The following is a 15,347-nucleotide window of genomic DNA, read 5'->3' as shown; positions in this document are numbered from 1 at the left end:
AGTTTGAACTGACCAAAGAAATGAATCAAACTGACTTCATTTAAAATGCCAACCCCCGGAAGGGCTGGTCTTTGATCCAAAGGAATTCTCACCAGTCCGAAGACCGACGAGGATAATTTGGCATTTGACAAGTGCACGCTGTTGAGTTCTCAAGGATCGGACGCTCCCCCGACCCAACCATCACAGTCAGGCCCGAAGGGCAACTTCTCAATCTTACCCCGTGGCATCCGTTTGTCAAATCGGCGATCCGAGCGAACTCGGTCACGATCTGCGGAACCACAGAGAATCCCGACTCAGATTCTCACCGAAGTGATCTTCTTTGTTGGGAGGTGGTCCGCCACTTGAGGGGAGCTGAGCCTTGGCCCTTTCTCAACCCTGTGGGGCGAACAAGTAATAACTTACGTGGGATGCGAGGGTCGGGCAAATCACTGGGCCACCCCGGGCGTGTCGCTGACTCGCCGCGGAAGCATCATGCCTGATCAAATCGGCTTTCTGCTCGGAGGGCGCCTGCCTGGCGTACGATCGCGACCAGATGAACGCTTCCTCGCCCCTCCCCTCTCGACTCGCCACGGCAGACCTCGCCCTGGCGAGTGTGAGGTCGGTGATGAGGGCGGTCGACACGTCTGGGAAGGTCGACCCCGTCCGGATCGCGATGGCATTCCGCAGCGACCGACTGCTGCGTGTCGACGGCGAGGCCCCGTCGGTGTGGTCGCCGTTCTCCGGGTTCTGGCGAGCCGGTGACGGATGGCTGCGCACACACGGCAACTATCCCCATCACGCGAGAGCGCTGTGCCGCGGGCTCGGTATGTCGGCGGAGACGGGGGCGGATGAGCTCCACTCGCTGTTCGCCGCAGCAGCCGTTCAAGATTCCGTCGATCGCATCGTCGCTGCGGGAGGTCTGGCCGTCGCAGTCCGTCGTGAGAATCCCGACCACGATGCGGTGCTGCGCGAGCGCCCGCTCGTCGAGGTCACGCGCATCGGCGGCGGTGAGCCTTCGAAGCCTCAGGCATCACGCGACAGGGCTGCGCCGTTGCGCGGCATCCGCGTGCTCGACCTGACACGCGTGATCGCCGGCCCGGTCTGCACCCGCACACTCGCTCTCCTCGGCGCCGACGTGCTGCGTATCGATCCTCCGAATCTTCCCGAACCGGAGTGGCAGCACTTCGACACCGGGCACGGCAAGCGCAGCACTCTGCTGGATGCTCGATCGCCGCAGATGCCCGCGCTGCTCTCGAAAGCCGATGTCGTCGTGCTCGGCTACCGCCCTGCCGCGCTCGAACGCCTCGGCCTCTCTCCCGCGGTTCTCGCCAAACTGCATCCCGGCCTGATCATCGCGCAGCTGAGTGCCTGGGGCCTTGACCACCCCGACCGCGCCGGATTCGACTCATTGGTGCAGGCGGAGTCCGGGATCGCGATGATCGAATCCCCGGACGGCGAGCGGCCTGGAGCGCTTCCCGCACAGGCCCTCGATCACAGCGCCGGCTACCTGCTGGCCGCGGCGATCTGCGAGACACTGGCGCGACGAGAGCGCGAGGGCGGCACGTGGCACATCTCCACCTCGCTGCGGCGGGTGGCCGCGGAGCTGCTCGGGATGCCGCGCCGCGATGAGCCGCAACCGGAACGCGAGATCGATCCCGCCATTCACAGCCAGCAGTTCACGATCAGCGGACGCTCGGTCGCCACGGCAGCGCCGGCCCTGCCCGGATTCAGCTTCGAGGCGCCGCATGCATGGGGCGGCGACCGCCCACGATGGCGGTCACCACGCACAGCGCGAGAGTGAGCATCGCCCAGATCCCGCACGCTGAGGGCAGAGTGCGATACGCCAGATGCTGCAGCGTGAACTGCGCGGTGAACGGACCGTACGTCAGGTAGCCGATCACCCACGCGGCGACGAGGAGCACCGGAAGCGACATCGACCACACCACACGCACCCAGCCCGGCAGCACGCGATCGCGATCGGAATGCACAGCGCTTCGACGCAGCCACAGCGCCGCCCAGATGCCGATGACGACCAGTCCGACGATGCTCGAACCGTGCTGCAGCCACTTGAAACCCCGCAGCGGGCCCCACTGCTCAGCCAGCGCAGGGAACACATCGAGCCCGTCACGGCCTTCATGCGTGAAGGCGTCCCACAGGATGTGCGAGATGACGCCGAGCAGCAACGACACGATGAGCAGCGGAATGTACGACCGCCGCTGCCCGAATCCGACAGCCTCGGTCGCGGCATCCGCCGCCGGCTCCTCCCACTCGCTCGGGAGTCGACGCGCCAACCACGACGGTGACAACTCGGATGCCGCCGGCCGCAGCACCACACGCCAGATCAAGAACAGCCCGAAGGCGAGCACCATCGTCCAGAGCAGGTTCGCGTAGGTGTGCGTGAACGCGTACGTGAGGCCGAACCCTCGGAGGAACAGCGGCAGATCAGGCGACATGGCGCCGATCGCGATCGCCGCCGGGACCAGCGGTGTGCGGATGAACGGCAGGGCGAGCACCGCATGACTGGCCGTGAACGGCATCGTCCTCCTTCGCGGTCGTCCCCTGTCTCAGGAGCGACGGGTGATCAGCCGATGAAGACGCCGGCGAGTGTCTTCTTGCCGCGACGCAGCACCGACACCCCTCCGGGCAGAGTGCCCTCCACGACGGCGGTGTCGTCCTCTATGCGTGCACCGTCGAGCGTCACGCCGCCCTGGGCGATCGCCCGGCGCGCCTCGGAGAGGCTCGCGACGAGTCCGGTCGCCACGAGCGCGTCGACCACCGGCGCACCGGCCGCGACCGTCGCGTTCGGAAGCTCCTCGAGCGCAGAGCGCAGCGTCGCCGCGTCCAGCGCGGTCAAGTCACCCTGGCCGAAGAGCGCTTCGGATGCCGCGATGACCGCTGCCGTCGCCTCGATCCCGTGCACGGTCGCGACGACTTCGAGCGCCAGGCGCTTCTGCGCGGCGCGACGGAACGGCTCGCTCTCCACCAGCTGCGCGTATTCGTCGATCTCGGCGCGCGTGAGGAACGTGAAGATCTTCAAGCGCTCGATCACGTCGGCATCCGCCGTGCTGAGCCAGAACTGGTAGAACGCGTACGGGCTGGTGAGCGCCGCATCGATCCAGATCGCGTTGCCCTCGCTCTTGCCGAACTTGGTGCCGTCGCTGTTGGTGATGAGCGGCGTGCCGATCGCGTGGACCGACACGCCCTCGACGCGGTGGATGAGGTCGGTGCCGCTGGTGAGGTTGCCCCACTGATCGCTTCCGCCGGTCTGCAGCACGCAGCCGTATTGACGGTAGAGCTCGAGGAAATCGATGCCCTGCAGGATCTGGTAGCTGAACTCGGTGTAGCTGATTCCGGCATCGGAGTTGAGGCGCGCGGCGACGGCGTCCTTCTTGAGCATGGTGCCGACGCGGTAGTGCTTGCCGATCTCCCGCAGGAAGTCGATCGCCGACATCGGCGCCGTCCATTCGAGGTTGTTGACCATGCGCGCGGCGTTCTCGCCCTCGAAGCTCAGGTAGCGCTCGACCTGGGCGCGCAGGCGACCCACCCACTCCGCGACCGTCTCCGGAGTGTTCAGCGTGCGCTCTGCCGTGGGCCGCGGGTCGCCGATGAGACCGGTCGAACCGCCGACGAGGCCGAGTGGCTTGTGCCCTGCGAGCTGAAGTCGCCGCAGCACCAGCAGCTGAACGAGGTGGCCGAGGTGCAGGCTCGGAGCCGTGGGGTCGAATCCGCAGTAATACGTGATCGGGTCTCCGGCGAGAAGGGCGCGCAGCGCCTCCTGGTCGGTGGACACGTGGACGAGGCCGCGCCACACGAGTTCGTCCCACACGTTCTCGAACGTGTGATCGATCGCGGGTTCAGCAGTCGTCAGAGCAGGATTCGACACGCGCTCCAGGCTATCAGCGCGGCGCCGCCCCCTCACGCCGGCGCGTCCATCGCGGCGACCTCCTCCGGTGCGAGAGTAAGGGCTGCCGCATCCATCGCCGTTTCCAGTTGGTGGAGCTTGCTTCCACCCAGAATCGGACGGATGCCGTGAGCGAGCAGCCACGCGAGCACGATCTGACCGCGCTGGACACCGCGCTCACCGGCGATCTCATCGAGCACGGCGAGGCGCTGCGTGTTGCCGGGATGGTCGTAGACCTCCGCGATCGTCTTGTCCGGGTTGTCGTAGGCACCCGAGAGAAGCGGAGTATACGCCCACACCTCGATGCCGTGTTCCGTGGCGTAGTCGCGCTGTTCATCGTGGAGCGCCCCGAACCGGTGGACGACTCCGGGCAATTGTGTGCCGGGCCGGGCTCGCAGATAGGTGCTGTTGAGCTGGAACGCGTCGATCGGGAGGCTTCCGATCTTCTTCGCGTGCGCACGAGCGCGTTCGACCCGCCAAGCGGGGTGGTTGGATGCGCCAACGCGACGCACGGTGTTCTCCGAGGTCAGCTCGGCCAGTGCTTCCACCGTCTCCTCGATCGGCACCGACCGATCCTCCTGATGCAACCAGAGCAGATCGATGTGGTCGATCCCGAGCCGATCGAGACTGCCCGCCACCGCGTCGCGGATCGCACGAGTCGACAGCCCGGCCCGACGATCCGGCCAGGATCCGGGCCAGAGCGGTTCGGCACCGAGCTTCGTCGACAGGCGCACCTGCTCGCGCACCTCAGGACGGGCGGCGAACCAGCGACCGAGAACAGCTTCGGATGCCCCGCCGTGACCGGTAGGGCTGTCCCAGAAGCTGTAGCAGTCGGCAGTGTCGATCCAGACACCGCCGCGTTCGACGAAGCGGTCGAGCAGAGCGAACGAGGTGTCCTCGTCGATCCGGGTGCCGAAGGACATCGCACCGAGAACGAGCGGCGAGGCGGGGAGCATCTGATGAGTCATGTGCCCACTGTGCAACCTGGAGCGCACTCCAGGTCAAGCTCTATGCTCGGGACATGACGATGTACACACCCGCCGAGGCGTCAGAGCGCAGTGGATTCAGCATCGACACCCTGCGTTACTACGAGCGCGAGGGCATCCTCGCTCCGGTGCGACGCACCCCTGGCGGGCACCGGGTCTACTCGGACTCCGAGCTGGGCACACTCGATTTTCTCAAGTGCCTGCGCGACACCGGCATGCCGGTGGAGCGACTTCGTCGCTATGGCGAGTTATGCCGCGAAGAGGAGACGATCCCGGAGCGCATCGCCCTGCTCGAGGAGCACGCCGCGAGCGTGCAGCGTCAACTGGACGATGTGCTCGCGAAGCAGACACGACTCGCGGAGAAGATCGACTGGTACCGATCGACCCTCTGATAGAGATCTCGGCCGGTCGAATCGACGGTCGAAGAAGTCCTGCTGTTCGAATCGCCGGCTGACCGATCAGCGTGGATCGTCCTCGAGTTCGCGGATGTAGCCGGCGAAACCGGGGACCGGGATCGTGACGCGCCCATGCCCTTCAGAGCGGATGAGCCCCTTCGCGATCAGCCGGGCGCGCACCGAGGACAGGCTGCGAGATGACACGTCGAGCACGTCGGCCAGATCGCCACGGTCCGCGGCGTCGCCGTGCTCCTGCAACCAGGCCACCGCGACGAGGAAGCGGCGCTGGTTCGCTGTGGTGTTCGCCCAGCGCGCGGCGAAAAGATTCCGGAGATCACGATCGACGCTGGAGCGTGCGCTCTTCACATGACGCGGGGTGATCGTGCCACCGGCATCAGGTCGCCCGGCCGCGACCCACGATGCATCGCCGTACAGCTGAACCGCATACGGGTAGCCGGCGGCGAGATCAGCGGCGAGCTCGAGTGCGTCAGGCTCCCACGTCACGTCCAACTCGAACGCCGGATCGCGCAGGGCAGCGACCTGTGCGCCGACCGACAGCATCTCGAGCGGGCGGTACGCGAAACGCTCGCTGAAGGTGACGGCATCCGCGATCTGCTCCGGCGCGTTGGGGAGACCGGCAGCATAGACGGCGGCGGGGATGTCTGAGGCCTCCGCCTGCAGATGCTGCCATGCATACGCGAGGGTACGGATGCCGTCAGCATCTGCCGATTGCACCTCGTCGATGAACAGGATCAAAGCCTTCACGCGCTTCCGATCATCGGTGGTCGCGCGTATGAGCTTCTCCAGCGCCCTGGCACCGACGGCCTCGGGAGCCGGTGCCTTCGTCTTCGCGCTCACCGATGCGATCCCCGGTACCCCGACGGTGACGGTGAGCGCATCGAGGTTCTCGCGGATCGAGGCAGCCGTCGCCTGCGGCCACGAGTTGGTCGCCTCGCGGATGCCGTCGACGATCTGCGCGATCAGTCCGCTCTGCTCGCCTGCCGTGACCCAGATGCAGAGCACATCGCGTTCCTCGGCGAGGCGCTGATAGGCGCGAAGCAGCGAGGTCTTGCCGATCCCGCGCTCTCCGAACGCGACATGGATGCGACCGATCAGCCGTTGCAGGTCGACCAGCAGCGACAGCCGCTCGGTGAACTCGTCGATCAGCTCGCCTCGGCCGGGAACGGCGCGGGCGATCTCGCCCGGGGTGTACGGACTCGGCTGCATCGGTGCTCCATCATCTCGAGATACCTAGAGATACTTCGGGCCAAGTATCTCGAAGTATCCGGATGGCGTCAACGCCCGATATGGTGGCGACCATGATCGCCTGGACCGACGGAACATGGACCACTCCCCCCGCCGAGAGCAGCGAGTCCGGGAGCCACCTCGACGTGACCGCGCAGGAGGGAAGCGACGCCTGGCGCCACACCGCGTACGGCTTCGTCCACGAGAACGCCCACGCCCTGCTGGCACCCCTCGCCGTCGGCGAGGCGATGGAGATCTCGTTCCGCGCACCGTGGGATGGGCAGTTCGATCAGGCGGGACTGTATGTCCAGGCGGACGAGGAGCACTGGATGAAGGCGGGCCTGGAGTTCGCCGATGGGCACCTCGGGCTCGGCGCGGTGGTCACCGACATCCGCTCCGACTGGTCGGTCGGCAATGTCGATGACTGGCACGGTTCGGAGATCACGGTACGCGTGAGCCGCTGGGCTGACGCACTGATCGTGCGGGCGCGCGCGGACGACGGCGAGTGGCGCCTGGTGCGCGTCGCGCCGTTCGGCGGAGATGCCCTCGCCTCAGCCGGCCCGTTCCTCGCGGCGCCGACGAGTGCGAACCTCGTCGTGAGGTTCACACGCTGGGAACGCAGCGCCGCTGACGCCGCATTGCACTGAGCGTCCGCCTCAGAGCCCGAGCGCGTGCGCGGCGGTCTGAGCACGGGCGATCAACTCGGCCCGCTGCTCTGCGACGCGAATGGGTGCCGTGCCGCCGGCGCCGGTGCGCGAGCCGACGGAACCCTCGATGCTCAGGACCTCCCGCACCTCTGGCGTGAGGTGCGGTGAGACCTGCGCGAGCAGTTCGTCCGAGGCGTCTTCGAGGCCGATGCCCTGCGATTCGCAGGCCTTCACGAGCGCGCCCGAGATCTCATGCGCGTCGCGGAACGGCACCCGGCGCTTGACGAGCCACTCGGCGACATCGGTCGCGAGGGAGAACCCCTGCGGGGCGAGCTCTGCCATCCGCCCGGTGTCGAACGTGAGTGTCGCCACCATGCCTGCGAATGCGGGAAGCAGCACCTCGAGGGTGTTCACCGAGTCGAAGACCGGCTCCTTGTCCTCTTGCAGGTCACGGTTGTACGCGATGGGGAGGCCTTTGAGCGTGGCGAGCAGTCCCGAGAGGTTGCCGATCAGACGACCGGACTTGCCGCGCGCCAGCTCAGCGATGTCGGGGTTCTTCTTCTGCGGCATGATGCTCGAGCCGGTCGACCAGCTGTCGTGAAGGGTGACGAAGACGAACTCGCGAGTGTTCCAGAGGATGATCTCCTCGGCGAAGCGTGAGATGTCCACACCGGTCATCGCCGTGATGAACGCGAACTCGGCCACGACGTCGCGTGCGGCGGTGCCGTCGAGGGAGTTCTCCGCCGGTCGGTCGAGCCCCAGTTCGCGAGCGACCAGTTCGGGGTCGAGGCCGAGTGTGGATCCGGCGAGCGCTCCCCCGCCGTACGGGGAGACACCGGCGCGGACACGCCAGTCGACGAGGCGCTCGAGCTCGCGGACGAGCGGCCAGGCGTGGGCCTGGAGGTGGTGCGCGAGCAGCACCGGCTGCGCGTGTTGGAGGTGGGTACGCCCGGGAAGGATCGCTTCCGGGTGCGCCTCGGCCTGTGCCACGAGAGCGTCGATGACGCGCAGGATGTCGCGGGCGATGACCTTGGCATGATCGATCAGGTACATGCGCACCAGAGTGGCGATCTGATCGTTCCGGCTGCGACCGGCGCGCAGGCGCCCGCCGAGTTCAGGGCCGAGCTCGGCGATCAGCGCCTGCTCGAGCGCGCCATGCACGTCTTCATCGCCGGGTGCGGGGCGCAGGGAGCCGTCGGCGACGCGGAGCGCGATCGCGTCGAGTCCGGCGTGCATCTGCTGCTCCTCGTCCGGCTCGAGGTAGCCCGCCGCGGCGAGCGCCTTGGCGTGCGCGTGGGATCCGGCGATGTCGTACGGCGCGAGGATCCAGTCGAAGTGCGTCGAGCGGCTGAGCTCGGCGAGTTCGGGCGACGGTCCGCTTGCGAATCGTGCGCCCCAGAGTGCGCCCTCGTTCGTGCCGTCGTGCTTCGCGTCGCTCATGATTCCAGCCTACTGGCGCAGGACAGTGGCCCCATCAGCGCGTCGTACCAGGGCCGACCGCACGCGTCGCCCGTTCGAGGAGCCATTCCAGTGGGCCGCGGCCGATGAGCAGCGCCCAGGCCGTGCATCCGATGAGCATGCCGATCGTCATCGGCCAGAACGGTTCGAGCGCGATGAACCCCAAGTAGTCCGTGGTGTCGCCGACCGTGATCAGCGCGACGACAGCCCACACGAGCAGCTGTACGGCATAGGCCGTCAGCGGCAGCGCCCCGGTCGCGCGCAACGGCAGCGTCAGCATCCGCAGCACGCCCATGCGCGTCAGCAGCAGACAGGCCGCCAGCACGGCGATCGCGAATCCACCGGAGCCGACGGCCTCGAGCGCGCCGGACGAATGCGGATCCGCGGTCCACACCTCTTCCCAATAGGTGCCCTCAGCCGGTGCCGGCAGCTCGGCGAGCTGGTAGCCGACGGTCGCGAGCACGACTCCGACCACCAGCATCCGCCATTGGACCACGAGCCGCGTCACCCCGGCTCGAGCGACGCCGAGACCCGCGAGCACGAACGCGATCCACACGGTGAACGGGTATTGCCATCCGATCATGGCGTTCAGCTCGTCGCGGAACGGAGCCTCCCAGACCGGGAGCGCCTCGAAAACAGGCTGCAGGAACGGCATGACGACAGCGAGGCCCGCTGCTGTCCACAGCACGGTGCTCGCGCGCAGCCGTGTGAACGGCAGCGCCAGCAGGAACAGGATCGCGTAGGCGGGCAGGATGACGTATACCGGAACCCCGGTGAAGATCAGCAGGATGCCGAGAATCAGCAGCAGCAACGCGCGCAGCACCAGCTTCCACCGGGTCCACGTCATTCGCGCGTCCGGAAACGGCATGGTTCCGCCGGTGACGAGACCGATGGAGACGCCGGCCAGCGTGGCGAACAGGATCGACGATCGTCCGTCGACGACGGCCGTCCACGTGGCGGGCTCGGTCCAGACGAAGCGGTCGGCTGTCAGCAGCAGGTGCGCGGCGAACATGCCGACCACCGCGAGACCCCGGGCGAGGTCGACGCCCGCGATGCGTGACGGCCCGTTCAGCCGGCGCCAGTTGGCGCGCACGCGTTCCTTCCAACGGATCGGGGAACGCGTGCGCAGACTCGACATGACTCAGCTCTGGCGGAGCAGCCAGACCAGGAGCGCCTTCTGGGCGTGCAGGCGGTTCTCCGCCTCATCCCAGACGACGCTCTGGGGGCCGTCGATGACCTCGGGGTCCACCTCGTACCCACGGTCGGCTGGCAGGCAGTGGATGAAGATCGCCTCTGGGTCGGCGAGACTCATGGTCTCGCCGGTGACCTTGTACCCGCCGAGGTCGCGGATGCGCGCGATCTTCTCCTCCTCCTTGCCCATCGACACCCAGGTGTCGGTGACGACGACGTCGGCACCTGCCGCAGCCTCGACAGGGTCGGTGTAGAGGGTGATCGATCCGCCGGTCTCTGCGGCACGGCGGTCTGCTGCCTCGATGACATCGGCGCGAGGTGCGTAGGACTCCGGCGAGGCCATGCGCACGTGCATGCCCGCGGTGACACCGGCGAGCGCGTAGGAGTGCGCCATGTTGCTCTGCGCGTCGCCGAGGAACGTCAGCGTGAGCCCCTTCAGATCTCCCTTGTGCTCACGGATCGTGAGCAGGTCGGCGAGCAGCTGGCAGGGGTGGAAGTCATCGGACAGCGCGTTGATGACCGGCACGCGGGTGTCCCTCGCCATCTCTTCGAGCCCGGACTGGGCATACGTGCGCCAGACGATCGCCGCGACCTGACGCTCCAGCACACGCGCGGTGTCGGAGGGGGTCTCCTTGCCGCCGAGCTGGCTGTTCGCGGTCGAGATGATCAGCGGCGAGCCGCCGAGGTCTGCGATGCCCACAGCGAACGAGACCCGCGTGCGGGTGGAGGACTTGTCGAATATCACCGCGACGGTCTGCGGACCGGCGAGCGACTTGTCGGCCCAGCGATCCTTCTTCAGCTCGACGGCGAGATCGAGGATCTCGGCCTGTTCGGCTGGAGAGAGGTCGTCGTCGCGCAGCAGGTGGCGGGTCATACGTTGGCCTTTTCTGTTTCGGATGCTGCCAGCTCCACCCGCACGTCGGCGAGGGCGGTGGCGAACAGCGTCTGGAATTCTTCGATCTCGGCGTCGCCGATGTTCAGGGCGGGCGCGATGCGCACCGTGTCGGGGTTCGCGGCATTCACGATGAGTCCGCGCTTCTGCGCGGCGGTGACGACCTTGCCGGCGACCGGAGCTGTCAGAACGACGCCGATGAGCAGTCCGCGTCCGCGGACGCCGCTGACGAGCGGTGACCCGATGCCTTCGATCACGGTGCGCAACTGCGCCCCGCGAGCGGCTGCGTTCTCCACCAGACCTGCGCTCTCGATCTCGCCGAGCACGGCGTTCGCGACGGCGGTGCCCAACGGGTTGCCGCCGAAGGTCGATCCGTGCGATCCGGGCGTGAACAGTGAGCTCGCCGCGCCGAACGTGACGAGGGCGCCGATCGGGAAGCCCCCGCCGATGCCCTTCGCGAGAGTGATCGCGTCGGGAGTGATGCCCTCGTGGTTGAAGCCGAACCACGAGCCGGTGCGGCCTGCCCCGGTCTGGATCTCATCGACGATGAGCAGCGCGCCGTGCCTCAGTGTGAGCGAGCGCGCAGCCGCGAGATATCCCTCCGGAAGCTCGACGACGCCGGCCTCACCCTGGATGGGCTCGACGAAGACCGCGGCCACGCGGTCGTCGAGAGCTGCTTCCAGCGCCTCGATCGTGGCGGGGATGTGCTCGACGCCGCCGGGCATCGGCTCGAACGGTGCGCGCATCGCGGCCTTCGCCGTCATGGCAAGGGAGCCCATGGTACGACCGTGGAACGCGTTCTCCAGCGCGATGATGCGCGGCCGCTCTGCACCGCCGTGCAGGCGGGCGAGCTTGAAGGCGGCTTCGTTGGCCTCGGCTCCGGAGTTCGAGAAGTACACGCGGCCATCGATGCCGGCGCCGGCCAAACGCTTCAGTCGAGCGGCGAGCTCGAGCTGCGGAGGCGTGGCGAAGTAGTTCGAGACATGCGCGAGGGTCGCGGCCTGCTTCGAGATCGCGTCGACGAACACGGGATGCGCATGCCCCAGTGAGGTCACGGCGATGCCGCCGAGGAAGTCGAGGTGGCGCTTGCCCTGGTCGTCCCAGAAGTAGGAGCCCTCGCCGCGTGTGAGCAGCGCGAACCGCTCGCCGGCGTTGAGCACCAGATCCCGTGCTGCGTCTTCCTGCCAGACGGTCATGCCGTCACCCCTGATTCTCCGAGTACCACTTCAGTTCCGATTCCCTTGCTGGTGAACAGTTCGACGAGCACCGAGTGCGGCACGCGTCCGTCGATGATGGCTGCCGCGTCCACTCCGCCCTCTACGGCGTCGAGGCACGCGCGCATCTTCGGGATCATCCCCGATTCCAGCGACGGCAGCATCTCGGTGAGCTGTGCGGACGTGAGGTGCGAGACGAGCGACTCGCGGTTGGGCCAGTCGGCGTAGAGCCCTGGCACGTCGGTGAGGACGACGAGTTTGCGAGCGTTCAACGCGACCGCGAGGGCGGATGCCGCGGCATCCGCGTTCACGTTGAGCGACTGACCCGGGTGATCCAGGTCGGGCGCGATGCTGGAGATCACCGGGATGCGTCCGGCTGCCAGGTGATCGAGCACGGCCGTGGGGTCGACCTCGACGACGTCGCCGACGCGTCCGAGGTCGATGTTCTCCCCATCGATCACGACGCCGCGGCGTCGGCCGCCGAACAGCCCGGCGTCCTCACCACTCAGCCCGGTCGCGATGGGTCCGTGCGAGTTGATCTTCGCGACGAGCTGCGGGTTCACCTGGCCGGTGAGCACCATGCGCACCACGCTGATCGCCTCGGTGTTGGTGACGCGGTAGCCGCCCTTGAACTCGCTGGGGATCGCGAGACGATCGAGCATGTTCGAGATCTGCGGCCCTCCGCCATGCACGACGACCGGCTGCACGCCGACGTAGCGGAGGTAGGCGATGTCCTGCGCGAACGCCTCCTGCAGTTCGTCCGACACCATGGCGTTGCCGCCGTATTTGACGACGACGATCTGATCACGGAACTTCTTCAGCCACGGCAGCGACTCGATCAGCGTCGTCGCCTTGACCGCTGCGATCTCGGCGGGCGTGTCCTGGATGTCGGTCATGAGGCGTACGCGCTGTTCTCGTGCACGTAGTCGTGCGTGAGGTCGTTCGTGCGGATGGTCGCCTCGGCCTCGCCCACCTGCAGATCGATGAGCAGATCTGTTGCGCGCGGAGTGAGATCGACCTCTTCCCTCGGCCGGTCGGGGCCACCCTCGGAGCACACCCGGACGCCGTTCATCCAGACGTCGACGTTGTACGGGTCGAACTGCGCGCTCGTGGTCCCGATCGCCGCCAGCACGCGGCCCCAGTTCGCGTCGTTGCCGAAGATCGCGGCCTTGAAGAGGTTGTTGCGGGCGACCGAGCGGCCGACCTCCACAGCCTCCTGCTCGGACGCGGCGTTCGTGACGCGGATCGTGATGTCGTGGCTCGCGCCCTCGGCGTCGCCCTGCAGTTTGAGCGCGAGTTCATCGCTGAGCTCGGTCAGCGCGGCCGCGAAGTCGTCGATGTCGGGCCGGATGCCGCTGGCGCCGTTGGCGAGGAGCGTCACCTGGTCGTTGGTCGACATGCAGCCGTCGGAGTCGAGCCGGTCGAATGTCTGCCCCGTCGCGCGGCGCAGCGCGGTGTCGGCGTCGAGCGCGTCGAGGTCGGCGTCGGTCGTGATCACGACGAGCATGGTCGCGAGCCCCGGTGCCAGCATCCCGGCGCCTTTGGCCATGCCGCCGATCGTCCAACCGTCGCGTGAGACGACTGCGGTCTTCATGACGGTGTCGGTGGTCATGATGGCCTGCGCTGCGGCGTCTCCGCCGTCGGCGGCGAGTTCACTGATCGCCTGCTCCGTTCCGGCGAGCACCTTGGCGCGGAACGCCTCGTCTCCCGTGCCGATCAGTCCGGTCGAGCACACCAGGATGTCTCCGGCGCTGACGTCGAGCAGCTCGGCGGCCTTCTCGGCAGTCTGGTGCGTGGTCTGGAATCCGAACGACCCGGTGAAGCAGTTCGCTCCACCCGAGTTGAGGACCACTGCCTCGACGGTGCGGTCGAGGATGACCTGTTGCGACCAGATGATGGGGTTCGCCTTCGCGCGGTTGCTGGTGAAGACGGCCGCGCCGATCTTGCGCGGGCCGCGGTTGACGACGACGGCGACATCGGGCTTGCCGGTGGACTTGAGGCCGGCTGCGACGCCTGCCGCTTCGAATCCCTGCGGTGCGGTGACGCTCATGGCGCGACTCCGTTCAGTGACAGCGCCCGGTCCTCAGGGAGTCCGAGCGCGAGGTTCATGGACTGGATGGCGGCTCCCGCCGTGCCTTTGACGAGGTTGTCAACGGCGGTGACGACCGTGACGCGACCGGCGGCACGATCGATGGCGAGTCCGATCAGAGCGGTGTTCGCGCCGATGACGTCTGCGGTGCGAGGGAACTGCCCCTCTGGCAGGAGCTGCACGAAGGTCTCGTCACCGTACGCGTTCTCCCACGCCGCGCGGATCTCGGCATCTGTGACGCCGTCGACGATCGGCGCCGTCGAGGTGGCGAGGATGCCGCGCGCCATCGGCACGAGGACGGGGGTGAACGAGATGCGCACGTCGTCCGCGCCCGCCGCGAGCAGCGCCTGCCGGATCTCCGGGATGTGCCGATGCGTGCCGCCGACGGCGTAGGGGTTGGCGCTGCCGAGGATCTCGCTCGCGAGAAGATTCGTCTTGAGGCTCTTGCCCGCCCCGGACGGACCGACCGCCAGCACAGCGACGATGTCGCTCGGGTCGATCACTCCCGCGGCGACGCCGGGTGCGAGGCTGAGGTTCACGGTCGAGGCGTTGCATCCAGGGGCGGCGATGCGCGTCGCGCGGCGAAGAACTTCGCGCTGCTTGCCGTCGTCGACCGGGAGTTCCGGCACGCCGTACGCCCATGGCTCATGGAAGTCGCCGCCGTAGAACGCATCCCACGATTCGCGGGAGGTAAGGCGGTGGTCGGCGCCCGCGTCGATCACGAGCGGGACTTCGCCCAGAGCATCCGTGTACTGACCGGACTGGCCGTGCGGCAGCGCGAGGAAGACGATGTCGTGACCCGCGAGGATCTCGGGGGTGGTGTCCTGCAGAGTGAGGTGCGCGAGCGAGCGCAGGTGCGGTTGGTGCTGGATCAGCGGCTGGCCTGCATTGGAATGCGCGGTGACGGTGCGGATCTCGATGTCCGGGTGGCCGGCGAGCAGGCGCAGGATCTCGCCTCCCGCATAGCCGGATGCGCCGGAGACGGCGACGGAATACGTCATGTTTCTACCTTAACGGTCTGGACCTCTCGGTCCCTGAGCTTGTCGAAGGGCAGAGGCGGCGACACCGGTGCTCGACCCTCTCGTCGGCATTCGACGTTCGGGGAGCACGGGGTCGCCTAGAGTCGGCGGCCGCTCGTCAGGTTCAGAGACCGGCGGCTACGGCGTCGGCGCACCACGGTGACGCTCGGGGCGAGCGTCGAAGAGGCGGATGCAGCCGAAGGCATGTGGTGACAGTAGCGTCGTGGCGGTGCGATGCGCAAATCGACCGGTCGCTACAGCGCCTCGATCAGGAACGAGACTGGGTGCTCTCGCCGTGCAGGCCGGACACCCACGCCGTCCCGCCGAGAAT

The 15,347-nt window shown here is 67.5% G+C and carries 14 protein-coding genes; 3 read left to right on the top strand and 11 right to left on the bottom strand.

The genetic code is table 11. The features are described 5' to 3' along the window. Positions 1-532 precede the first annotated feature (532 nt). The gene (locus JF52_RS0112640) at positions 533-1,780 is read left to right on the top strand and encodes a CoA transferase (protein WP_033106906.1); all 1,248 of its coding nucleotides are present in this window, start codon (positions 533-535) and stop codon (positions 1,778-1,780) included. Here JF52_RS0112640 and JF52_RS0112635 read toward each other — a convergent pair. Genes JF52_RS0112635 through JF52_RS0112625 form a run of 3 tightly spaced genes read right to left on the bottom strand, consistent with a single transcriptional unit; the run spans position 1,707 to position 4,848 of the window. After that, a complete protein-coding gene (locus tag JF52_RS0112635; RefSeq protein WP_033106905.1) occupies positions 1,707-2,516 on the bottom strand; it encodes a DUF4184 family protein in 810 nt (269 codons plus the stop codon). The two genes, JF52_RS0112640 and JF52_RS0112635, sit on opposite strands and share 74 nt — an antisense overlap. Positions 2,517-2,560: 44 nt before the next feature. Beyond that, positions 2,561-3,862, bottom strand: a complete 1,302-nt coding sequence (tyrS, locus tag JF52_RS0112630; RefSeq protein ID WP_033106904.1) for a tyrosine--tRNA ligase — start codon at positions 3,860-3,862, stop codon at positions 2,561-2,563. A gap of 32 nt (positions 3,863-3,894) precedes the next feature. Then, positions 3,895-4,848 carry an aldo/keto reductase gene (locus JF52_RS0112625; RefSeq protein WP_200881019.1) on the bottom strand — a complete coding sequence of 318 codons (954 nt, stop codon included), beginning with the start codon at positions 4,846-4,848 and terminating at the stop codon, positions 3,895-3,897. Between the two features lie 53 nt (positions 4,849-4,901). Here JF52_RS0112625 and JF52_RS0112620 point away from each other — a divergent pair, with 53 nt between their 5' ends. Next, the gene (locus tag JF52_RS0112620) at positions 4,902-5,258 is read left to right on the top strand and encodes a MerR family transcriptional regulator (protein WP_033106903.1); all 357 of its coding nucleotides are present in this window, start codon (positions 4,902-4,904) and stop codon (positions 5,256-5,258) included. A gap of 66 nt (positions 5,259-5,324) precedes the next feature. Here the strand turns inward: JF52_RS0112620 and JF52_RS0112615 are convergent, their stop codons facing one another. Continuing rightward, positions 5,325-6,488 carry an ATP-binding protein gene (locus JF52_RS0112615; RefSeq protein ID WP_033106902.1) on the bottom strand — a complete coding sequence of 388 codons (1,164 nt, stop codon included), beginning with the start codon at positions 6,486-6,488 and terminating at the stop codon, positions 5,325-5,327. A 92-nt stretch (positions 6,489-6,580) separates the two neighbouring features. Here JF52_RS0112615 and JF52_RS0112610 point away from each other — a divergent pair, with 92 nt between their 5' ends. Next, positions 6,581-7,153 (top strand): DUF1349 domain-containing protein, encoded by a 573-nt coding sequence (locus JF52_RS0112610; RefSeq protein ID WP_084595849.1) that lies wholly within the window; start codon positions 6,581-6,583, stop codon positions 7,151-7,153. A gap of 9 nt (positions 7,154-7,162) precedes the next feature. On the opposite strand, the gene argH is transcribed toward JF52_RS0112610, so the two are convergent. The 7 genes from argH to argC are packed head-to-tail and all read right to left on the bottom strand — an operon-like array spanning position 7,163 to position 14,998. After that, positions 7,163-8,593 carry an argininosuccinate lyase gene (gene argH, locus JF52_RS0112605; protein ID WP_033106900.1) on the bottom strand — a complete coding sequence of 477 codons (1,431 nt, stop codon included), beginning with the start codon at positions 8,591-8,593 and terminating at the stop codon, positions 7,163-7,165. Between the two features lie 34 nt (positions 8,594-8,627). Next, the gene (locus JF52_RS0112600; protein ID WP_052167016.1) at positions 8,628-9,749 is read right to left on the bottom strand and encodes a heparan-alpha-glucosaminide N-acetyltransferase domain-containing protein; all 1,122 of its coding nucleotides are present in this window, start codon (positions 9,747-9,749) and stop codon (positions 8,628-8,630) included. A 3-nt stretch (positions 9,750-9,752) separates the two neighbouring features. After that, entirely contained in the window at positions 9,753-10,676 is a 924-nt protein-coding gene (argF, locus tag JF52_RS0112595) for an ornithine carbamoyltransferase (RefSeq protein WP_033106899.1), read from the bottom strand. After that, positions 10,673-11,890, bottom strand: coding sequence for an acetylornithine transaminase (locus tag JF52_RS0112590; RefSeq protein ID WP_033106898.1), 1,218 nt, complete (start codon positions 11,888-11,890; stop codon positions 10,673-10,675). Before JF52_RS0112590 ends, argF begins: the two co-directional genes overlap by 4 nt. Further along, the gene (argB, locus tag JF52_RS0112585) at positions 11,887-12,804 is read right to left on the bottom strand and encodes an acetylglutamate kinase (RefSeq protein WP_033106897.1); all 918 of its coding nucleotides are present in this window, start codon (positions 12,802-12,804) and stop codon (positions 11,887-11,889) included. Before argB ends, JF52_RS0112590 begins: the two co-directional genes overlap by 4 nt. Beyond that, a complete protein-coding gene (argJ, locus tag JF52_RS0112580) occupies positions 12,801-13,958 on the bottom strand; it encodes a bifunctional glutamate N-acetyltransferase/amino-acid acetyltransferase ArgJ (RefSeq protein WP_033106896.1) in 1,158 nt (385 codons plus the stop codon). The genes argB and argJ overlap by 4 nt, the downstream gene beginning before the upstream one ends. After that, positions 13,955-14,998 (bottom strand): N-acetyl-gamma-glutamyl-phosphate reductase, encoded by a 1,044-nt coding sequence (argC, locus tag JF52_RS0112575; protein ID WP_033106895.1) that lies wholly within the window; start codon positions 14,996-14,998, stop codon positions 13,955-13,957. The genes argJ and argC overlap by 4 nt, the downstream gene beginning before the upstream one ends. Positions 14,999-15,347 lie beyond the last annotated feature (349 nt).

Origin of the sequence: Microbacterium profundi (genome assembly GCF_000763375.1) — a bacterium.
Lineage (GTDB): Bacteria > Actinomycetota > Actinomycetes > Actinomycetales > Microbacteriaceae > Microbacterium > Microbacterium profundi.
Note: the sequence above shows the minus strand (reverse complement) of the source record. Positions and strands in the feature narration are given on the sequence as shown.

Coding starts and splice junctions, on each gene's coding strand:
- JF52_RS0112640 (WP_033106906.1), top strand. CDS start 533: ATGAACGCTTCCTCGCCCCTCCCCTCTCGACTCGCCACGGCAGACCTC.
- JF52_RS0112635 (WP_033106905.1), bottom strand. CDS start 2,516: ATGCCGTTCACGGCCAGTCATGCGGTGCTCGCCCTGCCGTTCATCCGC.
- JF52_RS0112625 (WP_200881019.1), bottom strand. CDS start 4,848: ATGACTCATCAGATGCTCCCCGCCTCGCCGCTCGTTCTCGGTGCGATG.
- JF52_RS0112620 (WP_033106903.1), top strand. CDS start 4,902: ATGACGATGTACACACCCGCCGAGGCGTCAGAGCGCAGTGGATTCAGC.
- JF52_RS0112615 (WP_033106902.1), bottom strand. CDS start 6,488: ATGCAGCCGAGTCCGTACACCCCGGGCGAGATCGCCCGCGCCGTTCCC.
- JF52_RS0112610 (WP_084595849.1), top strand. CDS start 6,581: ATGATCGCCTGGACCGACGGAACATGGACCACTCCCCCCGCCGAGAGC.
- argH (WP_033106900.1), bottom strand. CDS start 8,593: ATGAGCGACGCGAAGCACGACGGCACGAACGAGGGCGCACTCTGGGGC.
- JF52_RS0112600 (WP_052167016.1), bottom strand. CDS start 9,749: ATGTCGAGTCTGCGCACGCGTTCCCCGATCCGTTGGAAGGAACGCGTG.
- argF (WP_033106899.1), bottom strand. CDS start 10,676: ATGACCCGCCACCTGCTGCGCGACGACGACCTCTCTCCAGCCGAACAG.
- JF52_RS0112590 (WP_033106898.1), bottom strand. CDS start 11,890: ATGACCGTCTGGCAGGAAGACGCAGCACGGGATCTGGTGCTCAACGCC.
- argB (WP_033106897.1), bottom strand. CDS start 12,804: ATGACCGACATCCAGGACACGCCCGCCGAGATCGCAGCGGTCAAGGCG.
- argJ (WP_033106896.1), bottom strand. CDS start 13,958: ATGAGCGTCACCGCACCGCAGGGATTCGAAGCGGCAGGCGTCGCAGCC.
- argC (WP_033106895.1), bottom strand. CDS start 14,998: ATGACGTATTCCGTCGCCGTCTCCGGCGCATCCGGCTATGCGGGAGGC.